The 18129-nt window shown below is 48.7% G+C and carries 15 protein-coding genes; 10 read left to right on the forward strand and 5 right to left on the reverse strand.

Features of this window, described 5'->3' with window-relative positions; genetic code table 11:
* Positions 1–217 precede the first annotated feature (217 nt).
* On the forward strand, positions 218–1060 hold the full coding sequence (locus ACI4WN_RS01755) for an Rpn family recombination-promoting nuclease/putative transposase (RefSeq protein WP_439776713.1): 843 nt from the start codon (positions 218–220) through the stop codon (positions 1058–1060).
* 80 nt (positions 1061–1140) lie between these two features.
* Here ACI4WN_RS01755 and ACI4WN_RS01760 read toward each other — a convergent pair whose 3' ends face one another.
* Together ACI4WN_RS01760 and ACI4WN_RS01765 are read right to left on the reverse strand one after the other, a co-directional pair.
* Complete coding sequence (locus ACI4WN_RS01760; RefSeq protein ID WP_439776714.1) at positions 1141–2592, reverse strand: UDP-glucose--hexose-1-phosphate uridylyltransferase; 1452 nt, start codon at positions 2590–2592, stop codon at positions 1141–1143.
* Positions 2593–2613: 21 nt separating this feature from the next.
* Positions 2614–3780 (reverse strand): galactokinase, encoded by a 1167-nt coding sequence (locus ACI4WN_RS01765; protein WP_439776715.1) that lies wholly within the window; start codon positions 3778–3780, stop codon positions 2614–2616.
* Positions 3781–3881: 101 nt separating this feature from the next.
* On the opposite strand from ACI4WN_RS01765, the gene ACI4WN_RS01770 reads away from it, so the two are divergent.
* The 7 genes from ACI4WN_RS01770 to ACI4WN_RS01800 all read left to right on the forward strand — a co-directional run bounded on the left by ACI4WN_RS01770 (position 3882) and on the right by ACI4WN_RS01800 (position 9501).
* Positions 3882–4904, forward strand: a complete 1023-nt coding sequence (locus ACI4WN_RS01770) for an aldose epimerase family protein (protein WP_439776716.1) — start codon at positions 3882–3884, stop codon at positions 4902–4904.
* Between the two features lie 53 nt (positions 4905–4957).
* The gene (locus ACI4WN_RS01775; protein WP_439776717.1) at positions 4958–5890 is read left to right on the forward strand and encodes a hexose kinase; all 933 of its coding nucleotides are present in this window, start codon (positions 4958–4960) and stop codon (positions 5888–5890) included.
* 28 nt (positions 5891–5918) lie between these two features.
* Positions 5919–6791, forward strand: coding sequence for an aldose 1-epimerase family protein (locus ACI4WN_RS01780; protein WP_439776718.1), 873 nt, complete (start codon positions 5919–5921; stop codon positions 6789–6791).
* A gap of 211 nt (positions 6792–7002) precedes the next feature.
* On the forward strand, positions 7003–7770 hold the full coding sequence (locus tag ACI4WN_RS01785; RefSeq protein WP_439776719.1) for a DeoR/GlpR family DNA-binding transcription regulator: 768 nt from the start codon (positions 7003–7005) through the stop codon (positions 7768–7770).
* 18 nt (positions 7771–7788) lie between these two features.
* Positions 7789–8217 (forward strand): galactose-6-phosphate isomerase subunit LacA, encoded by a 429-nt coding sequence (gene lacA, locus ACI4WN_RS01790; RefSeq protein ID WP_439776720.1) that lies wholly within the window; start codon positions 7789–7791, stop codon positions 8215–8217.
* Positions 8218–8243: 26 nt separating this feature from the next.
* Entirely contained in the window at positions 8244–8819 is a 576-nt protein-coding gene (gene lacB, locus ACI4WN_RS01795; RefSeq protein ID WP_439776721.1) for a galactose-6-phosphate isomerase subunit LacB, read from the forward strand.
* Positions 8820–8829: 10 nt separating this feature from the next.
* Complete coding sequence (locus ACI4WN_RS01800; protein WP_439776722.1) at positions 8830–9501, forward strand: DUF4867 family protein; 672 nt, start codon at positions 8830–8832, stop codon at positions 9499–9501.
* A 59-nt stretch (positions 9502–9560) separates the two neighbouring features.
* Here the strand turns inward: ACI4WN_RS01800 and ACI4WN_RS01805 are convergent, their stop codons facing one another.
* Both ACI4WN_RS01805 and ACI4WN_RS01810 read right to left on the reverse strand, forming a co-directional pair.
* Positions 9561–12413: an EAL domain-containing protein gene (locus tag ACI4WN_RS01805; RefSeq protein ID WP_439776723.1), complete on the reverse strand. Its 2853-nt coding sequence runs from the start codon at positions 12411–12413 to the stop codon at positions 9561–9563.
* A 177-nt stretch (positions 12414–12590) separates the two neighbouring features.
* The gene (locus ACI4WN_RS01810) at positions 12591–15440 is read right to left on the reverse strand and encodes a bifunctional diguanylate cyclase/phosphodiesterase (RefSeq protein WP_439776724.1); all 2850 of its coding nucleotides are present in this window, start codon (positions 15438–15440) and stop codon (positions 12591–12593) included.
* Positions 15441–15682: 242 nt separating this feature from the next.
* Here ACI4WN_RS01810 and ACI4WN_RS01815 point away from each other — a divergent pair, with 242 nt between their 5' ends.
* Both ACI4WN_RS01815 and ACI4WN_RS01820 read left to right on the forward strand, forming a co-directional pair.
* Positions 15683–16429 (forward strand): hypothetical protein, encoded by a 747-nt coding sequence (locus ACI4WN_RS01815; protein ID WP_439776725.1) that lies wholly within the window; start codon positions 15683–15685, stop codon positions 16427–16429.
* Between the two features lie 7 nt (positions 16430–16436).
* Positions 16437–17225, forward strand: coding sequence for a hypothetical protein (locus ACI4WN_RS01820; protein ID WP_439776726.1), 789 nt, complete (start codon positions 16437–16439; stop codon positions 17223–17225).
* Positions 17226–17260: 35 nt separating this feature from the next.
* Here the strand turns inward: ACI4WN_RS01820 and ACI4WN_RS01825 are convergent, their stop codons facing one another.
* Positions 17261–17746, reverse strand: coding sequence for a sigma-70 family RNA polymerase sigma factor (locus ACI4WN_RS01825; RefSeq protein WP_439776727.1), 486 nt, complete (start codon positions 17744–17746; stop codon positions 17261–17263).
* Positions 17747–18129 lie beyond the last annotated feature (383 nt).

The raw sequence follows: 18129 nt of genomic DNA on the forward strand, positions 1-18129 counted from the left end.
CCAAAATTTATTTTTAACAATCGCAGAAACCTACAGCCACCCCCAACGGCTGCAGGTTTTCTTTTGCCTTTATTCTCAATTATGGCAATATTATTAGAAAAACTTTTACACTCTTTGACTATTGTAACGACTTTCGGTAATTTTGCGATTTTCGGTGTAATAATAAGTGGAGGGAAAATACCTCCGACACCAAAATAGAAAGCGAAGGAGGTATAATATGCCTAAAGAAAATCAACCTGGTAAAGACGGCGATATTTTCGGAATTACCGATGACTACATGTTCTTCACGGTAATGCAAGATAATCGTCTTTGTACTAGACTGTTGCAAGAACTATTCCCGCTGTTAAAGATCCAGCAAGTTAATACAGGTGCCCAAGAGCAGATCAAGAACAGCTGGGAATCAAAAGCGGTTCGGCTAGACATTAGGGCAACGGATGAGGCTAAACGCATTTACGACCTTGAGATGCAGAAGTCCTCAAAGTTTAAGCCTAAGCGGGTGCGGTATTACCGCGCCGTAATCGATGCCTACCTGCTCTTGCATGGTAAGTCCTACGATGAACTGCCGCCAGCAACAGCAATCGTTTTTTCCCCTTTTGCCAATGTCGACAGTGAGCAAAAGATTTGTTGCTTTAAGACCTATTGCCCAGAAGAGAAGATTGCACTTGCCGATGAATCGCTAGTTTACATCATTAATTCCAAAGGGACGCAGGGAAAGGTCAGTCCTACCTTGCAGAAGTTCCTAGATTTAATGAATGGCCAGGCTGACCTAAGTGATGATTTTATTAAGGAGGTCTACGAAAAAATGTGTGAATACAGCAAAGACCAAGGCTGGCAAGCAGACCGCTTAGCTTACATTGCGCAAAGAAACCACTTTAGATACGAGGGCAGAGAAGAAGGTCGCAAAGAAGGCATTGCTGAAGGTGAGGAAAGAAAGCTAGTCCAAAACCTGCGCACCGCAATTCGCAAGGGCATGACGCCGGCTGAAGCGATGGATTTCTTGGAAGTGCCAGAGAAAGACCGCCCCAAAATTAGCAAGATGCTTGAGCCTGAAAAGGTGTAAGCAAACGAAAAAGCGATTTAGCCATACAGCTAAATCGCTTTTTAATTTGTATCGAACTAAATAACTTGTTCTTTTTCGTCTTACTTCACTTCCGCCAAGAAGCGGTCCCAGCCCGCATCCCCGGCTTCATCATTCTTAAATACCCCAGCATCGGCCAAAACCTGGTCAAAGACGTCGAGCAAGGCCTGCTGAAGCAGATCATCCACGTTGCCTTCGTTTAGGTCGCTATGGGCCTGTTTCAGCCCTTCAGCCCAGTCACGGTGGATGTCGGCCATTTCATTTGGCTGATCCAGCAAGAACTTCTTCACTTCAGCCATTTCCGCCTTGAGCCGTCCTGGCAAAATCGCCCGGCCCATGACCTCGATCAAGCCAATGTTTTCCTTCTTGATGTGCCACTTGTCAGCGTGCGGGTGGAAGAGCCCTAATGGATACTCTTCACTAGTGTTGTTGTCCCGCAAAACCAGTTCTAGGACGTAATTATCGCCGTCCTTGTGGGCGATTGGCGTAACTGTGTGGTGCAACACGCCATCTTTTTCCGCCGCGATGTGGAGGCTCTCGTCGCTGTACTTTTGCCACTGGTTGATGACTTCCGTGCCCAGGGCAATCAAGGACGTTGGATTCTGGCTGATCAGACGCAGGTCGCTCATCGGCCAGTCGACGATCCCGCCGGTTACGTCTGGGTAGTTGGTAAAAGTCAGCTCCTTCTTGATCTTGGCGTTCATCATTGGGAAGCGGTGGCCGCCGCCTTGGTAGTGCTCATGAGACAGTAGCGATCCGCCAACGATTGGCAAGTCCGCGTTTGACCCAACCATGTAGTGGGGGAAGGTCTTGATGATCTGGAGCAGGTTGGTCAGGGTCTGCTGGTTGATCACCATTGGCTCATGGATTTCGTCCAAAAAGATGCAGTGCTCGTTAAAGTAGGCGTATGGCGAATACTGCATCCCCCATTTTTCCCCGCCAACGTTCATCCGAATGATCCGGAGGTTGCTGCGGGCGTTCTTGCCGTAAGTGCCCAGGTAGCCTTCATTTTCCAGGCAGAGGTCGCACTTTGGGTAAGAGTCATCGCGCTTTTTAGCCGCGGCGGCGATTGCCTTTGGATCCTTTTCTGGCTTAGACAGGTTGATGGTGATTTCCAGCGGGTGACCATAGGAGCTGTCGCCTGAGAAGACAACGTTCTTAGCAATCGCGTCTTTTTTGACGTAGTTGTTGTCGATGCAGAGCTGGTAGAACCAGTCGGTGGCAGTTTTGGCTGAATCGTGGTACTTGTTCCAGAAGAGGTCGTTGACCCTGCTTGGGGCCGGGGTCATCAGATCGGCCAGCTGGTCAGCCAGGATTTCCCGGCTGGTCTGGTCGTCTGGAATCTTCTTCCGGCTAACAGCCAGGTCTACCAATTGGTCAAAAAGATTTCCGTTTTTTTCCGCAACGTCTCCGTCGCCGACCAGAGCCTGGACCTTGTTAAAAAGGTAGACCCGGTCGATTTCTTGGTAGTCGGTATTTTCGATGATTTTTTGGACAAAATTTGCAATTAACATAAAAAGCCTTCTAGTCCCTTTCTACAGCTTGTGGGTGCCGTCAACAATCTTGGCTTCGTAGAAGCTGGCCGCGTAGCCGATCTTTTCTTCGTAAACAGCGCCGACCTTTTCTTCGAATTCCTTAGCCTTGCCTTCCTTGACGATGGCAATGGCGCTGCCGCCAAAGCCGCCCCCGATCATCCGGGCACAGAGGACGCCGTCTTGCTGCCAAGCCGTTTCAGCCAAGGTGTCCAGTTCCTTGCCAGTGACTTCGTAGTCAAAGTGAAGAGACACGTGAGAAGCGTTGATCAGTCGACCCAGCTTTTCCAGGTCCTTGTCCATCATGGCTTCGGTTGCCTTGATGGTGCGCTGGTTTTCACTGACGGCGTGACGGGCGCGCTTAAGCAAGGTCTCATCGTTGATCAGGTAAGAATATTCGTCCAGAGTTTCTTCGTTGATATCGCCAAGGTGTTTGATTTTGAGCTTTTGCTGCAATTTCTTGGTGGCTTCTTGGCATTCTCGCACGCGGTCGTTATAAGCAGAATCAGCCAGGGTGTGCTTTTTGTTGGTGGACATGATGATGATTTCGTAGTCGCCCAGGTCCAGCGGCAGGTACTTGTACTTTAAGCTTGCACAGTCGAGGAAGATGGCGTGATTCTTCTTGCCCATGTTGACAGCGAATTGGTCCATGATGCCAGAAGACAAGCCGATAAACTCGTTCTCGGTCTTTTGACCAAGCTGGGCCATTCTGACTGGGTCAACGCTCAAGTTGAATTCTTCGGTCAAAACCTTGCCGATCAGCATTTCGATGGAGGCTGATGAGGAAAGACCTGCACCGTATGGCAGGTTGCCCCAGACGTAGAGGTTGAAGCCGTGATCTAGCGGCTTTGTTTCTTCTTGAACATAAGCGATCATGCCCTTGAAGTAGTTGATCCACTTGTGGTTAGGGTCTTTTTCTAGGCTGCTGTCGCCGATGGCAAAGGTGACGACGTCATCGTCCATGTTGCCTGAGCAAACGGAAATTAAGTTGTCGCTGCGTGAGCCGTAGGCAGCGTAAGTCCCTAAACTGATGGCACAAGGGAAGACGTGGCCGCCATTGTAGTCGGTGTGTTCACCAATGATGTTGATCCGGCCAGGTGAGAAGAAAGTATCGAAGGCTGGCTGGTTAAATGTCTTTTCAAAGTTGTCTTTTAAAAATTGGGTGTTCATTTTTCGCTCCTGTTTGTTATAATTTGTTTGATAATTATATTTTAAACGCTTCCAGCGTAAAAATAAACATTAAATTAACAAAAAAGGACAAAAAAGAAAAAATGAAGATCCAAATCAAGAAATACGGTTATCTGCAGGGCAAGAACCTGTGCGAATTTACACTCACTAATGACCAAGGGATGCAGGTCAAGCTGCTGAATTATGGGGCAACGGCAGAAGATGTGACGGTGCCGCTGAAAAATGGTGAAGAGCGGCATGTGATTTTGGCACTGAAAAAGCCAGAAGACTACGACAAAGAGCGGAACTTCCTGGGCGGTACGGTGGGCCGGATTGCCGGCCGGGTTTACCGGGGCCAGTGGCAAAATGGCCCGCATATCCTGCAGCTGCCACAAAACGATGGGGAAAACCACATCCACGGTGGCTTTGGGACCGACCAGCGCGTTTGGGATTTCCGGCCAGAGCAAGGCGAAGACCGCGTCAGCGTTCACTTTAGCCTGCTGGACTACGATGGCCATAACGGCTTCCCAGGCAACCTGCAGCTAGAGACGACCTACACCTTGACTAACGACAATGAACTGTCATGCCAGATGACGGCCTACTCTGACAAGCTGACCATTTTTAACCCGACCAACCACACCTACTTCTGCCTAGATGGCCTGGGCAGCCAGGTAGATCAAACCTTGTTGCAGCTGGATGCCGACTACTATCTGCCGGTCAAAGGCGATGGGGTGCCGACGGGCGAAATGAAGAGCGTTGAAGGGAGCGTTTTTGATTTTAGAGAAAGCCGGCCAGTGGGGCAAGCCATCTTGTCAGATGATGAGCAGATTCAGGCCCGGAACGGCTTAGACCATCCCTTTGTTTTGAATGGGGCCAAGCCGGCAGCTGTTTTAACTTCAAGTGATGGCTTAGTCAAGATGGCCCTGACCACCGACGCGCCGGCCTTGGTTCTCTACACGGCCAACCACTTTGGCAAAAACCGTAGCGAGATTAACGCTTTGCCGCACTTTGGCGGGATCACTCTTGAAGCGCAAGTGGCGCCCCTGCCAGGCAGTGACCTTGGCGCGATTACCGTCATGCCAGGCAAGACGTGGGAGCGGCACATTGCCTGGAAGTATGAGTTTTAATTTTTAAAAAGCAAAAAACAATTAAAAGCAAAAGTACAGAAAGAAGCATAAAAATGATTTTAACTGTAACCATGAATCCATCTATTGATATTTCCTACCAGCTTGACCACTTGGTGATCGATGACGTGAACCGCGTCAGCCGGGTTGACAAGGTGGCTGGGGGCAAGGGACTGAACGTCTCCAAGGTCATCAACCTGCTCAACTGTGATGTTTTGGCGACCGGGATTACCGGCGGCTACTTTGGTCAATTTATCGAAAATCAGCTTAAGCAGCTGGAACTGGCTTACAAGTTCTACCATATCGACCAAGAAAGCCGCAGCTGCATCGCCATCTTGCATGACGGCGGCAAGCAGACCGAAGTTTTGGAAGGTGGCCCAGTTTTGTCTGAAAAAGAGGGCCAAGCCTTTTTGGACCACTTCCAAGAATTGCTAAAAGATGCCAACCTGGTTACCATGTCTGGCTCTTTGCCAAAAGGACTGGGCAGCGACTACTACGCCAAGATGATCAACCTGATTCATGCCAGTGGCAAAAAGGCGCTCCTGGACACGTCAGGTGCCAGTTTGGCCGATGCCTTGGCTGCTAAGCCAGATTTAATCAAGCCAAACGAAAGTGAGTTGCAGCAGCTTTTAGGGCAAAAAATTGATTTGGATGATGAGGAAGCCTTAAAAGCCGCCTTGTCTAACGAAATTTTTGCCGGCATTGAATGGATTGTGGTTTCGCTTGGGGCCAAGGGGGCTTTTGCCAAGCATAACGACCAATTCTTTGAAGCCAAAATTCCGAAGATCAAGGTGGTCAGTCCGGTTGGCTCTGGCGACTCCACTTTGGCTGGGATGGCAGTGGCCATGGATAGCGGTCTTGCACCTGAGGAAGTCTTGAAATATGGGATGACGACGGGATTGCTGAACACCATGCAGGCTAAGACCGGCTGGATCGACCCTGAACTCTTTACCGAATACCATGATCAAGTCCAAGTTGTTGAGAAATAGAAATTTTTTTATCAAAAAGAGGCTGAAAATGACTGAAGTACTAACTCTCAAAAATGATCAACTGGAAGTAAGAATTTCAACGTTGGGGGCAGAAGTCCAAAGCGCTAAAAATTTACAGGATAATTTTGAATACGTCTGGCAGGCTGATAAGCGGTATTGGGGCCGGCATGCGCCAATCCTTTTCCCATTTATTGGCCGGTCTAACGACAATAGCTACCTGCTTAATGGGCAAAAATATGCCATGAAGCAACATGGCTTTTTACGCGACTACGACTTTGCTGTTGAAGAAGTGCAAAAAGATTCCGCTGTTTTAGCCTTTGTGTCCAATGCAGAAACGCATGAGGTATATCCATACGACTTTACGGTGCGAATCAGCTACCAGCTGCAAGGCAAGCGATTGCTGATTAATTACGCTATTACCAACAATACGGATCAAGAAATGTATTACTCGCTTGGCTTCCACCCAGCCTTCAATTTGGAAGGGGACTTGCGCGATTATCGCTTGAGCTTTGAGCCGCAGACTGCCAATCTGACGGAACTCTTGATTGATCCAGCACCGTTTAGAAGCGGCAAGGAAGCGGAAGTTGCCTTAAAGGATTCAAGCTTGCCGGTCAGCTATCCAATGCTGGATGCTGGCCTGCGGATTTATGATGCAGGCCAGCTGAGTGAGGTGACCCTTGTTAGCGGCCACCAACACGCTATTCGCTTGGATTTGTCTGACTTCCCATACTTGGCAATTTGGAGTCCGGAAGAAAAGCATGCGCCATTTTTGTGCGTAGAAGGCTTTAGAGGCCTGCCTGACCAGTACGGCAAGGTTGGTGAAATAGCTGATAAGAAGGGGGAGCAGGCAGTTGCCCCTGAGCGCAGTGAGCAGGTATCGACTGCCATCAGCTTTTTCTAGTTAGATGAACATCTTAATGTGAAAAGAAGGGGAATTCTGATCAAAAATGTTAGAAGTATCTCCTCCTTTTCTTTTTGCTGATAGTCTCGAAAAAATACCGAAAAATGTGGTATTCTTTTAGTAAAAAAGTATTGAAAAAAGCGGTTGCAGATGTTATATTATGTTTGTAAGCGAACATAACCTATCATTAGCAACCAAGGAGTGTTAGAAAATGTTAAAAAGAGAACGCCTTGATTTAATAATGAAGATGGTTACCGAGCAAAACTTTATCGCGGTATCTGATCTGGCAAAGACGATGAACGTCTCAGAAATGACCATTCGCCGGGACCTGGATGAATTGTCTAAGGCCGGCAAGGTCATCCGCCTGCATGGCGGCGTTCAAGCCTTGTCTTTGCAGATGAAGACCGAGCAGAATTTCCACGAAAAGCGAGAAATTCATATCTCTGAGAAAAAGGAGATCGCAGAGATTGCTGCCAGTCTGGTTGAAGATAACGAAACGATTTATGTGGGCCCGGGTACTACTTTAGAGTTTATGGTTGCTCGCTTAGATCAAGAGAATTTGCGAATCGTTACCAACTCACTGCCGGTTTTTGAGACTGCTCGGAAAAATCCTCATAACTACCAATTGATCTTGGTTGGCGGCTCTTACCGCCGAATCAGTGGGACTTTTTACGGGGCCTTAGCTAATGATGAGCTGGACTCAATGAACTATGATAAAGCCTTTGTTGGCGTAAACGGGATCAGCGATGCTGAGCTGCTGACAGCTGACATTGAGGAAGGTCAAACTCAAAGTATCGGCTTAAACAATGCTCAAAAGAAAGTGGTTGTTGCCGATATGTACAAGTTTAACCACCGAGATTTTTACCAGTTCTACAGCCTGTATGACATTGATGAATTAGTAACGAACAAGCAAGCTTCTCCTGACGTGTTGGAATATTATCGGCAATATACGTCAATCCGTACTGGCATTGACAGCTAAACGAAAGGAAGCATAACAATGAAAGTTGTTATCGGAAGCGACAAAGACGGTTTTGAACTGAAGGAAGAAGTTAAGGACTACCTGCAAAAGCACGATTATGAAGTTGTAGACGTTACCCCAGAACCTGCTGAAGATTTTATCGAATCAAGCCTGAAGGTGACCCACGAAGTTTTGGACAATGGCATCAAGAAGGCGGTGATGTTTGACCGCTACGGCGTTGGCTCAGCCATGGCTTCAAACAAGGTTAAGGGCATGGTAACGGCTAACGTTAACGAAGAACGGACTGCTCACATGACGGCGATGCACAACGGTGCCAAGGCAATTGCTTTGGGCAGCGGCGTTGTTGGGCCAGACCTGGCAAACACGATCGTTCAAAGATACTTAGACACTGAATACGCAGCTGGCAGACACCAAGTTCGCTTGGACATGCTTGAAAAGATGATTTAGTTTGAGTTAACGGAGGCTTTTTTAAAATGTTAGATAATGATCGTCCACAACCAGAATACGTTGATGCGAAAATTGACAAGCACACTGTCATCGCTTTAGGTAATGACCACATTGTTACGGCAACCAAGATGCTGATTTCTGACCACTTGAAGGATGAAGGCTACCAAGTCTTGGACATGGGGACTTACGACAACACCCGGACCCACTACCCAATGTATGGTAAGAGAGTTGCTGAAGCCGTAGCTGATGGCCGCGCAGACCTTGGGATTGTTCTTTGCGGGACTGGGATCGGGATTTCAACTGCTGCTGACAAGAATGAAGGCATTCGCGCTGCTATGGTTGGTGACCAAACTCAAGCCATTTACGCCCGTGAAGAATTGAACGCTAATGTTTTAGGCTTTGGCGGGATCGTTTTGGGCCGTGACTTTATTTTTGACATTGTTGATGGCTTCTTGAACGCTAAGTACAAGCCAAGCGACGAAAACAAGAAGCTGATCGACAAGATCGACCACATTGCTAAGCCAAATCCAGACCAAAAGGACAATGAACACTTCTTTGACGAAGAAAACAAGAAGTGGGCTGAAGGCGTCTACCACGACTAAGAGGTTTGCCATGAGCAGATTAGAGGAATTTAGAGCAGCCAATCCTGGTCTTGAAATCTTGCCTGTAACGGACTCAAGCTTTGCGGACTTCGGCGTTGTTTATAGCTATGCCCTAGATGAAGTGGAAGACGTGATGAGCCACGTCGCTATGCCAGAGTCTGGCTCAACTTACTTGCAGTCAATTCCTGAACTTGAAAAGACGGAAGCCATTCAAGCCATTGGCCGGGACGTCTTTGCGGGGATGCCAATTGATGCCGGGGCCACGATTGGGCATACGGATGATTTTTCTGCTTTTGAGTACCACCAATGTTCTGAACTCAACATTATGCTGGATGATGTTGTGATGGTTTTTGCCAAAAGACAGATCTTGGACAAGCAAGGAACAATTGACCCGCGCCGGGATGGCAAGATCTACTATGTGCCAAAGGGCACGATCGTGGAACTCTACAATACGACCCTGCACTATGCGCCAATTGAAGTCACTAAGAGCGGCTACAAGGTAATCGTAGTCGTCTTGCACGGTACTAACTTGCCGCTGCCAGCCGGCTTTAAGAGCGACAATCCGCGCGTGGTCAAGCAGGGTAAGTTCCAAGTCGTTCACCCAGTGCGGCAAGACAAGATTGCTCAAGGCTACCAAGTAGCCCTCACTGGAGAGTTGATTGAAACCAAGCCATTAGACTAACTTACATCTGAAGACGCAAAAAAGGAGCTAGACAAAATCTAGCTCCTTTTTCATATAGTCTATTCCCCATGCTTAGCGGCATTAAAGATAAAGGCGTTCTTTTTCTGTTTAGCCAGCCAGCGCATGCGGATGGTGTAAACCGTATTTGCAAAAGTGAAATCGGCCGAGACGGGGTCAGTCTGCCCTTGGCAGCGCCGCATCAGCTTGAGCAAGAAGGCGTTAAAGCCGGATTCCGTATCTACCACTTCTTCCAGCTTCCCCTGGTTGCCGCTTAAGACCATCCGCTTTAAGGCATGGTTGAAGTAGAGGTAGGTGAAGCTGCCGTCAGCCGCCAGCTCCAGCACGGCGATGGGCACGTCAATGTTTTCGCCCAGGCTCTGCTTTTGCTCAGCTTGCTTGTGGATGGGGTTGGTCAAGACGTTGACCTGGTCGATCTGGTTGTAGTAGTCGTTCAGGTCGATGCTTTCCAGTTGGTCTGGATGCTCTGTTAAAAAGTCTTCCAGTGCATCTGCCGTCATGGACTCGCCAAAGAGGTAGCCCTGCTGGAACTGGCAGCCAATTTCCTTTAAAAAGTCCGCCTGCTGCCGGTTCTCGATTCCTTCGCACAAAGTAGCGATGCCCAGCCGCTTGGCCATGTCGACGATTTCGGAAATGATGATCTTGCTTTGGGAGTTTTCGGTAAACTTTTTCAAAAATTCCATATCGATTTTCATCAAATCGAAGTCAAAGTCCTTCAGGCTGTTCAAGCTGGAATAGCCGCTCCCAAAGTCGTCCATCCAGACCTCATAGCCGGCCTGGTGAAAGGCCGCAATGACCGCGTTTAGCTGGCCTGGGGCTTCCTTGATAACTGACTCCAGCACCTCGATCTTGAGGTACTTAGCTGGAACGTCGTACTTTTGCCGGATTTTTTCCACTTCATCCACGATTTCGCGGCTTTGCAGGTCAACGGGGGAGAGGTTGACGGAAATCACGGGGATTGGCAAACCGGCGCGCCGCAAGTGCTTCTGCAGTCTGAGCGTTTTTTCAAAAATGGCCAAATCCAGCATCTGGATGAGCCGGGCCCGCTCCAGCGTGGAGATGAACTGGTCGGGCGGAATCAGGCCGCGCTCTGGGTCTTCCCACCGGGCTAGGGCCTCAAAGCTGTGGACTTGCCCGGTCAGGCTGCGGATGACGGGCTGGAAGTAGGCGGTGATTTCACTCCTGGCCAGGGCCTTTTTAAAGTTGAGCAAGACGAAGTCCTGCCGGTCGTAAATGGCCTGGACCTCGGGGCCGTAGATGGCATAGATCTGCTGGCGGCTCTTGCCGATGGACTGCATGGCGCGCTTAGCTAAGTCGACGGCTGTGATGACGTCGATTTGGCCGTCATTTAGCTCATAAATGCCGGCCTTAAGGCCGACGGACTCAGCTTGGGAGACTTGCCCAGCCGCCTTTTTGATCTGGTCTAAGAGAGAATTTAGGAGGCTGGTCGTAACCAGTAAAAAGTTGTCTTCCGTGTAGCGGAGCAAGACGTCCTCTTCTTCTCTGAAGTTTTCGTGCAAAATCCGCGAAACCTTCCGGAGGAGTTCGTCACCCTTTTTGTAGCCGAACTGGTTGTTAAAGGCGTGCATCCCGGCCACGTTGAAGAGGACGATCGAGGCCTTTTTGCCTTCCTTGCTGAGCTTTTTCAAATATTTGCCGGCAAAATTGTGGAAGTAGTTGGCGTTAGGCAAGCCAGTGATTTCATCGGTGAAAAAGTTGGCCGCCCGGTCGCCGGTCTTCATGGACTGCTTTTCGGCATACATCTTGCTATCAGCCTGCTTTAAAAGCTTTTCGAGGGGCTGCTTTTCCCGGGGCATGTGGATGTAGCCGGCAGCGATCTGTGGCGTTGACTGCAGGTACTCTTCTTGGGCATAATGGGCGATCCGCTCCCGCGTCAGCTGCACCAATTTTGCCGCTTCTTGGTCGCTGGCTACCTTGATGACGGCGATGAACTCGTCCCCGCCGTAGCGGCAGACGATCCCGTCATTGCCAACTTCTAGAACTTCGTCGAGAGCCTTGCCGATGGCCTTGATGGCCTTGTCGCCTTCCACGTGGCCGTAAACGTCGTTGACCGACTTCAGGCCGTTCATGTCGACCATGAAGAGGTAGTACTGGTCGCCGCTTTCGGCCCGCCAGATGCTGTCCAGGTATTCCTTCAAGTTTTCCCGGTTCCGCAGGCCGGTCAAGGAGTCGATCGTCGCATCCTGGATGGTGGAATTGAGCTGGTAAAAGTAGGTAAAAGCAAAATAAAAGGTAACCGAATAAGCGTAGATGGCCACTCTTTGTGAGAGCATAACTTCAATTACGCCGCAAGTCGTCATCAAGAGGGGGTAGACGGTCAAGGCCAGGTAGTAGCGGCTGATCCGCTTGTGCCGGTTGATGAAGGCCTGGGAGAAAGTCAAGATTAAGACGGTGGCTGTGTAGATGGTAGGCATGGCTAAAAAAACTAGGGAGAAAAAGTCGGTAAAGTTTTGGTTCCCGCTGTTAGGAAAAACGATTTGGGGCGCAGCAAGGGCGACCAGCATGTCAAAAAATGACAAAGCGACTGGCGGTAGGGCGATCAGGCGGACTTTTTTCTGATCATGAATCAGCGGCAATTCCATTTTAGACGCGACATACATGAAGGTCACGAAGCTGAGTGCGTTCATGGCCAGCGCCAGGTAGATGCTCATGAAGTTAGTCAGAATGCGGCTGACCGGAATGATCTGGTTCAGAAATAGGGTATTGATACTGTCGCCGGCCAGGTACAGGATTTGGCAGGTCAGGGTGGCATTGAACCATTGCTGCTGCAGGGTGTAGCGCTTGATCTTTTTGGAGCTGTTGAGCAGCAGAGTTAGAAAGGCAATACAGACCAGCTCGGCAATGGAGTAGGCAAGGGCACGATCATTTATCATAATTATTGTTTTCTCCCAAGTATTTCAAAAAGCTTAACCATATCATAACCGATTTTGCCGGATTTGCGGTGGGTAAAGGCTCAAATCACCTCTACAATAATCATAGCGTTATTTTTATATAAGATATTCAAGATGACATAAAAAAGAAGCTAGATTGTCCTAGCTTCTTTTTTCAGCTTATTCCCCCTGTCCCAGGGTAAAGATAAAGGCATCGCGCTCTTTTTTAGCCAGCCAGCGCATGCGGACCTTGTAAATCACGTCTTCATAAGTGAAGTCGGCGGAAACTGGATCCTCTTGCCCCTGGCAGCGATGCATCTGCTCGGTGAGGCAGTGGTTGAACCGCGATTCGGCTGCAACTTCTTGCCCCAGCTTGGCCTTGCTGCCGTCAATCACCAGCCGCTTCAAGGTATGGTTGAAGTAGAGGTAGGTGAACTTGTCGTCTTCCCCTAATTCGACGACTGCCATTGGCACGTCAATATTTTCGCCCAGACTCTGGTTTTGATCTTCCAGTCTGTGGATGGGGTTGGTCAAGACGTTAATGCGGTCGATTTGCCCGTAGTAGTCGCGCAGGTCGATTGCTTCCAGGTCTTCTTGGTGCTTAGCCAAAAAGGCCTGCAAGTCGTCGGCCGTCATCGATTTGCCAAAGAGGTAGCCTTGCTGGAACTGGCAACCGATTTCCTTCAAAAAGTCGCTTTGCCGCCGGTTCTCGATCCCTTCGCACAGAGTGGCGATGCCCAGCCGTTTGGCCATGTCGACAACTTCAGAGATGATGATCTTGCTTTGGGAGTTTTCGGTAAACCCTTTTAAAAATTCCATGTCGATCTTCATCAAGTCGAAGCTGAAGTCCTTCAGGTTGTTCAAGCTGGAGTAGCCGCTGCCGAAATCGTCCATCCAGACCTTGTAGCCGCACTCGTGGAAGGCCTCGATCACGCCTTCTAGTTCTTCGGGCGCCTGGCTAATGATGGATTCCAGCACTTCAATCTTGAGGTACTTGGCAGGGATGCCATACTTTTGCCGGATTTTTTCCACATCGTCCACGATTTGCCGGCTTTGCAGGTCAATTGGCGAGAGGTTGACGGAAACGACGGGGATCGGCAAGCCGGCCTTCTGGGCCCGGGCCTGCTGCTGGCAGACCTGTTCAAAAATTTCCAGGTCCAAAAGCTGGATCAGGCGGGCCTTTTCCAGGGTAGAGATAAATTGGTCGGGCGGAATCAGGCCACGCTCTGGGTTTTCCCATCTGGCCAGGGCTTCAAAACTGGCGATTTGTCCAGTCAAGCTGCGGATGACTGGCTGGAAGTGGGCACTGATTTCGCCATCTTGCAGGGCCTTTTTAAAGTTGAGCAAGACAAAGTCCTGCCGGTCATAGATTTCTTGGACAGCCGGGCCGTAGATGGCATAGATCTGCTGCCGGCTCTTGCCGATGGACTGCATGGCGCGCTTAGCCAGGTCGACGGCAGCAATAACGTCGATTTGCTCCTTGTCCAGCTGGTAAATGCCGGCCTTGAGGCCAACGGACTCAGCTTGCGACACATCCCCAGCCACCTTTTTAATCCGGGCTAAAAGCGGCTCGATTGGACTGGTCGTGACCAGCAAAAAGTTGTCTTCCGTGTAGCGGAGCAAGACGTCCTCTTCTTCTCTGAAGTTTTCGTGCAAGAGGCGGGAGACCTTCCGTAGGAGTTCGTCACCCTTTTTATAGCCGAACTGGTCGTTGAAGGCGTGCATCCCGGCCACGTTGAAGAGGACGATCGAGGCCTGCTTCCCTTCCTTGCTCAGCTTTTTCAAATACTTGCCGGCAAAGTTGTGGAAGTAGTTGGCGTTAGGCAGCCCGGTAATCTCGTCAGTAAAAAAGTTGGCGGCCCGGTCGCCGGTCTTCATGGACTGCTTTTCCGCGTACATCTTGCTGTCGGCCTGCTTGAGCAGGTTGTCCAGCGGCTGCTTTTCCTTGGTCATCCGGATGTAGCCGGCAGCCACTTGCGGGGTCGACTGCAGGTGCTCTTGCTGGCTGTAGTAGGCGATGCGCTCACGGGTGAGCTGGATCAGTTTAGCGGCCTCTTGGTCGCTGTCCACCTTGATGATGGCGATAAATTCGTCCCCGCCGTAGCGGCAGACGATCCCGTCGTTGCCGACTTCCAGAACGTCGTCCATGGCCTTGCCGATCGCCTTAATGGCGTTGTCGCCTTCTACGTGGCCGTAGACGTCGTTGACGGACTTTAGCCCGTTCATGTCGATCATGAACAGGTAGTACTGGTCACCGGCATCAGCCCGCCAGATGCTGTCCAGGTAGTCTTTCAGATTTTCCCGGTTCCGCAGGCCCGTCAGGGAGTCGATGGTGGCGTCCTCAATGGTGGAATTCAGCTGGTAGAGGTAGATGAAAGCAAAATAAAAAGTAACAGAGTATGCAAAAATCGGGGCGCGCTGCGAAATAAAGAGCTCAATGGCCCCGCAGGAGGTCATGAGCAGGGGGTAGGCAGTCAGGGTCAGGTAGTAGTGACTGATCCGGTTGTGCCGGTTGATGTAGGCCTGGGAAAAGGTCAGGATCAGGGCGGTTCCTGAGTAAAGGGCAGGCATCGAAATGAAGACTATAGAGTAAAAGCTGGTTAAATTCTGGGCCCCAGTCGTGGTAAAGATGATTTGCGGGGCAAAGAGGGCAGCCAGCACGTCAAAAATAGACAAGGCAACTGCTGGCAGGCTGACTAAGCGAACCGTCTTTTTATTATTAACGAGGGGGAGTTCCATTTTAGCTGCGATAAACATGAAGGTCGTAAAGCTAAGGGCGTTCATGCTGACCGACAGATAGCTGTTCATCAGTCTAGGCAAAAAGCTGCTGGTCCAGCTGATTCTGTGAAAGAAAAGAATATTGATGCTGTCGCCAGCCAGATAGATGATCTGGCTTAGCAGACTGGCATTGAACCAGCGCTGCTGGGAACTGTAGTGCTTAATTTTGGTGGAGCTGGCTAAGAGCAGGGCCAAGAAGGCGATGCTGACCAGTTCCCCAATACCATAAGCAAGTTCACTATCGGTTATCATAGTTTTCCCCCTAAGTCATTTCAAAATACTTAAGTATATCATAACCGATTTTATCTAATTTGCGTTGATGAAAAGCTTGAAAATAATGAAGTAGAGGGTAGTCTGATTACAAGTGATGCGGAAAAATGATAAATAACAAAATTCGATTTAGTTAATGATAACGCTTTTATTAACTGGAAGAAAGTGGTATAGTTAAAAATTGTGAGATCAATCACGTATATTGGAATATAGAGAATAGAAAAATGGAAGAAATAGAGTTTATCTTAGATAAATGGCTTGCTAATACTATTTTTTCGGAGCCACTGTATACGCAATTAAAAGAAAAGGAAATTTCTATTGCTTGTTTAATATTTAACAAGTACCGTCTAACGGTAATCAGTGACGAGAATAAACAGTTGATTAAAGCAGGGATGGAAGTTTTAGAAGAGAAGTTTAAACCAGCAAGGAAATCTTTTTTAGAAAAAAGATTCCAGCTAAAAAGTGAAGCCGAGGAAGCCGCTTATCTATTATTAGATCTATTTTTACATAGAACTAAAAAACTACAGAGTTTATCTGCTAAGGAGCTGCAATTATTAGCTTTGCCGGAAATGAAGGATTATATACTTCTTGGACAAAGGAAGGCTTTTATTCGGAATAATTTGTTTGGGAAGAATATTATCTCCAAAGTTGATATGGTAACCCTAGATGAGATAATCGATTGTCCACACCCAACATCGTTAGATTTCATGCTGGCCGGTAAGATAACTAAGGATACGGAACTTGAGCAGCACTTGGAGCTCTTTGGGCCAATTTATGAGGTTGAAAAATTTGGAGACAAATTAGAAGAAAACATGGAATGGGGTGGCTTTCGGCACGCCAGTCATGTGAATGATCAGCGGGTGTATTATCTGATCAAGTTTTTAGAGCCAGCCAGACAAGGGCAACCCAAATTTGATAGCATCCGGAATGGAATGCTCCATTATCTAAATTGCTATAATCCCAAATATTAGGTGAAATATGAATTACGTATATGACAAAGAATGGTGTCAAGAAGCCTACCAAGCTGGTACTTTGCTAGCTGAACCAGCAGCCAATTATCGAATTAGTAACAGCTTCATTCTAGCTTTTGGTTTTGAAAAAAAGCGACTAGGCGATTACCGAACTTTAGTGGTAGATTCTAAGCGAGGCGGATTGCTGTTAAAGAAAAGTACGAATTCGCTAATTACCCACTTGATTAATGAGGATGTCTTTGGTGGCAAGCCATTGCAAAAAATGATCAGTAATCTCTTAGAGATTAAGGAACAACATGTTGTTTCAGCTGGTGGGGGAGCAATTTTTTCCTTAAATTCTGTCCACGCATCAGGAACAGATTTGGTAGCACTACAAAAGATGGATAAAGTTGAGTGTGATGACCAGCGACTCAGGTTTACCGAACTTGATAGTGAGAACTGCTACTTGCTAGATCCTCCGCGATCTTATGCGCAAAGCTATAAACAGATCAAAGAGTCTGTAATTCATAACGCTATGTACCTAGCGCTTTTTCACCGGGTTAATGGCAGCTTAAGCCCTGAGGTGTGGGATAGAAAGGCTAGCAACCTTCTTTACAACTCGCAGTGCCAAGAGATGGTGGATAAGTACGTTGCCGGTCAAGGGATCACGCTGAAGAATCTGATGGATAAAATTGAATGCGCAAAGTGGATTGATTTTAAAAAGATACTTTTAAAAGACATGAAGATGCCAATTCAGTCACTGGACTTGGATTATGCGCTAGAGCAATCGGGGAGAAAGCAAAAAATTAAGATGTAAAAAGCGTCAAACCATTTAGGTTTGACGCTTATTTCTTATTCCAGTTGTTGCCGCAATTTTTCTAGGGCCTGCTTTTTGATTCGGCTGGTTGTCCGGTAGGGCAGGTTCAAGAGGTTGGCTGTTTCCTTCAGGCTATAGCCCTGGAGTAGGTTTTGGCCGAGGACGATTTTTTCCAAATCGGGCAGCTGTCGCCAGGCGATTTTGAGTGCGATCGGCCACTCGGCGGGCTTGGCTGGTAACAAGAAGGCCGCCTCCAGGCTTTGCTGGTGGTCGGAGCGGCGCTGATTCTTTTTTAACAAATCGAGCATGCGCCAGAGCACCTTTTTAAAAGCGAGGCGATCGACCTCCTCGTCAGACAGGTGGGGATCGCGGCTGGCCAGGCATTCGGCGTAGACCAGGATGCCCTCCTGGAAGAGGTCCTCGTAATCGGTGTAGCTGCGGTAAACGTGGGCGGACTTTAGCGCGCCGGCGACAAGCTTTTGCTTGGACCAGGCTTCGGCAATTTTGTAACGACTAATCATGTGTGACTCCTTGGTATGTGGTGTCACAAGGCCTTGTGCAAGTATTAGATTAGTCGTTTGGCGAGAGTGGCGCTGACCGAGGTGGGGCGGGGCTGCGCCTTCCGAACTAGTGTCTTTACACTTTTTGGAAAAAGTAAGAGTGGCGACGCGGCGCGGTTTTGGCGGGATGCGGTTGGGTAAAAAATTTTGTTGGTCGTGGGCGGTGGCTGCGGTTGTGGGTTTGCCCCCAAATTTAGTTAGCCGAGGTGTTTTTGGTCGCTGTCTGCCCCCGAATCTAGTTAGCCGAGGTGTTTTTTGGCTGTTGTTGCCCCCGAATGTTGCTAGCCATGGCAGATTTTTGATATTGACTCCCTCAAACGTTGCTAGCCACGGCAGATTTTTGA

Origin of the sequence: Lactobacillus sp. (assembly GCF_051893255.1) — a bacterium.
Lineage (GTDB): Bacteria > Bacillota > Bacilli > Lactobacillales > Lactobacillaceae > Lactobacillus.